Origin of the sequence: Devosia epidermidihirudinis, from assembly GCF_000971295.1 — a bacterium.
Classification (GTDB): Bacteria; Pseudomonadota; Alphaproteobacteria; order Rhizobiales; family Devosiaceae; genus Devosia; species Devosia epidermidihirudinis.
Genome location: NZ_LANJ01000007.1, coordinates 7,501 through 10,000, shown reverse-complemented (window position 1 = coordinate 10,000; position 2,500 = coordinate 7,501). Strand labels below are relative to the sequence as shown.

The 2,500-nt window shown below is 53.8% G+C and carries 1 protein-coding gene and 2 rRNA genes (2 of these 3 running past the window's edge); 2 read left to right on the top strand and 1 reads right to left on the bottom strand.

Annotated elements, in window-relative coordinates:
• Together WH87_RS02900 and rrf are read left to right on the top strand one after the other, a co-directional pair.
• Nucleotides 1-1,617, top strand: a 23S ribosomal RNA gene (locus WH87_RS02900); it begins 1,105 nt to the left of the window's first position.
• Nucleotides 1,618-1,750: 133 nt separating this feature from the next.
• Nucleotides 1,751-1,866: ribosomal RNA gene (gene rrf, locus WH87_RS02895) — 5S ribosomal RNA — on the top strand.
• A gap of 146 nt (nt 1,867-2,012) precedes the next feature.
• On the opposite strand, the gene WH87_RS02890 is transcribed toward rrf, so the two are convergent.
• Nucleotides 2,013-2,500 carry the 3' portion of a hypothetical protein gene (locus WH87_RS02890; RefSeq protein ID WP_046137878.1) on the bottom strand. 409 nt of this gene lie beyond the right edge of the window, so 488 of the gene's 897 nt are visible here — the last part of the coding sequence; the start codon falls outside the window, past its right edge — the gene reads right to left on this strand; its stop codon occupies nt 2,013-2,015.

Here is a 2,500-nt window from a genome sequence, read left to right as displayed (position 1 = left end):
AACTATGCACCGAAGCTTAGGGTTTGCACGTTTACGTGCAAGCGGTAGCGGAGCGTTCTGTAAGCCTGCGAAGCGGTACCTGTGAGGGGCCGTGGAGGTATCAGAAGTGCGAATGATGACATGAGTAGCGACAAAAAGTGTGAGAGACACTTTCGCCGAAAGTCCAAGGGTTCCTGCGCAATGCTAATCAGCGCAGGGTTAGCCGGCCCCTAAGGTGAGGCAGAAATGCGTAGCCGATGGGAACCACGTTAATATTCGTGGGCCAGGTGGTAGTGACGGATCGCGCAGGTTCGTATCCCCTTATTGGATTGGGGGTGCGATGAGCCGGTTCCTGGAAATAGCTCCACCAATATTGACCGTACCCTAAACCGACACAGGTGGACTGGTAGAGTATACCAAGGCGCTTGAGAGAACTATACTGAAGGAACTCGGCAAATTGCATGCGTAACTTCGGGATAAGCATGACCTCTATGTAGGCAACTATATAGGGGTGGCACAAAAGAGGGGGTGGCGACTGTTTACTAAAAACACAGGGCTCTGCGAAGTTGCAAAACGACGTATAGGGTCTGACGCCTGCCCGGTGCCGGAAGGTTAAATGGAGGGGTTAACGCCCTGAAATGAAGCCCCGGTAAACGGCGGCCGTAACTATAACGGTCCTAAGGTAGCGAAATTCCTTGTCGGGTAAGTTCCGACCTGCACGAATGGCGTAACGACTTCCCCACTGTCTCCAGTATAGACTCAGCGAAATTGAATTCCCCGTGAAGATGCGGGGTTCCTGCGGTCAGACGGAAAGACCCCATGCACCTTTACTATAGCTTTACGCTGGCATTTGTGTCGGCATGTGCAGGATAGGTGGTAGGCTTTGAAGCAGGGACGCTAGTTTCTGTGGAGCCGCAAGATGAGATACCACCCTTATCGTCATAGATGTCTAACCGCGGCATAACAGTGTCCGGGACAGCGTATGGTGGGTAGTTTGACTGGGGCGGTCGCCTCCCAAAGAGTAACGGAGGCGCGCGATGGTAGGCTCAGAACGGTCGGAAATCGTTCCTCGAGTGCAATGGCATAAGCCTGCCTGACTGCGAGACTGACAAGTCGAGCAGAGACGAAAGTCGGTCATAGTGATCCGGTGGTCCCGCGTGGAAGGGCCATCGCTCAACGAATAAAAGGTACGCTGGGGATAACAGGCTGATAATGCCCAAGAGTCCATATCGACGGCATTGTTTGGCACCTCGATGTCGGCTCATCACATCCTGGGGCTGGAGCAGGTCCCAAGGGTATGGCTGTTCGCCATTTAAAGTGGTACGTGAGCTGGGTTTAGAACGTCGTGAGACAGTTCGGTCCCTATCTGCCGTGGGTGTAGGAATATTGAGAAGAGCTGACCCTAGTACGAGAGGACCGGGTTGGACGAACCTCTGGTGGACCTGTTGTGGCGCCAGCCGCATTGCAGGGTAGCTAAGTTCGGACGGGATAACTGCTGAAAGCATCTAAGCAGGAAGCCTCCTTCAAAACTAGTATTCCCTTGAGAGCCGTGGAAGACCACCACGTCGATAGGCCGGGTGTGGAAGCGCAGCAATGTGTGAAGCTTACCGGTACTAATAGCTCGATTGGCTTGATCGTTCTCATTAATCTATGTCCGCATAGATTGTGACTGTTCGATCGGTTCAGAAATACACTCGATCAACCCTCCTTGCATGGGAGAGGGTTGGTCCAAATAACAAAACCAGAATTCACATCATACGTTTTTCGCTGACCTTGTGGTTTTTGCGAGGAGCCCAAGACCCGATCCCATCCCGAACTCGACCGTCAAATTCCTCTGCGCCAATGGTACTAAGTCTCAAGGCTTGGGAGAGTAGGTCGCTGCAAGGTCTGCCAAAAACGTATGGTTCTCATACACAATGCCGAAACACAAAACCCCCAGTCCGAAAGGACCGGGGGTTTTTGCGTTCCAGGGACTGGGCGGGGAAGGCGGAGGGCTCAAAGGCCAAAACAACCCGAAACGTGGGCCGCAATCATCAGATCAAGATGCGCGCCGCCGCCATTCTTGAACGCTGCGTCGTGGACCAGATCAGCCCTCTTTGGCGCCCCTTTTCAAAGATATTGTCGCGGTGCCACTCAAGATATTCTGCCCGAGGCCAGAAGCGGCTGTCCGCAAACCGAAGCTGCAGGCCGGCTAGGAAGCTGAGCCGTGTTTCTGATGAGGCTTTCGTCGCCACCAGCAGTTTCCCCGAATTCGTGAGGGAGATGAGCCCGTGGTCCCAATGCCAGTTCGTCACGCTCGACATAGGCAGCACGTTCTGGATGATGTCCGGCCCGCCGTACTCGCGCGCAATGAGGTGACCAACCTGAGTCTCCGCCAGTCTCCCATTCAAACACAGAAAGACCTTCTCAGTGAAAACGCACTTGTTGCCATAGAGTGTAAGCATCTCCGCGCGGAGCAAATGGCGCTTGATCGATTGCCTCCGAAAAGACCACAGCTCCACCGGGGCGTTTTCTGATTCTA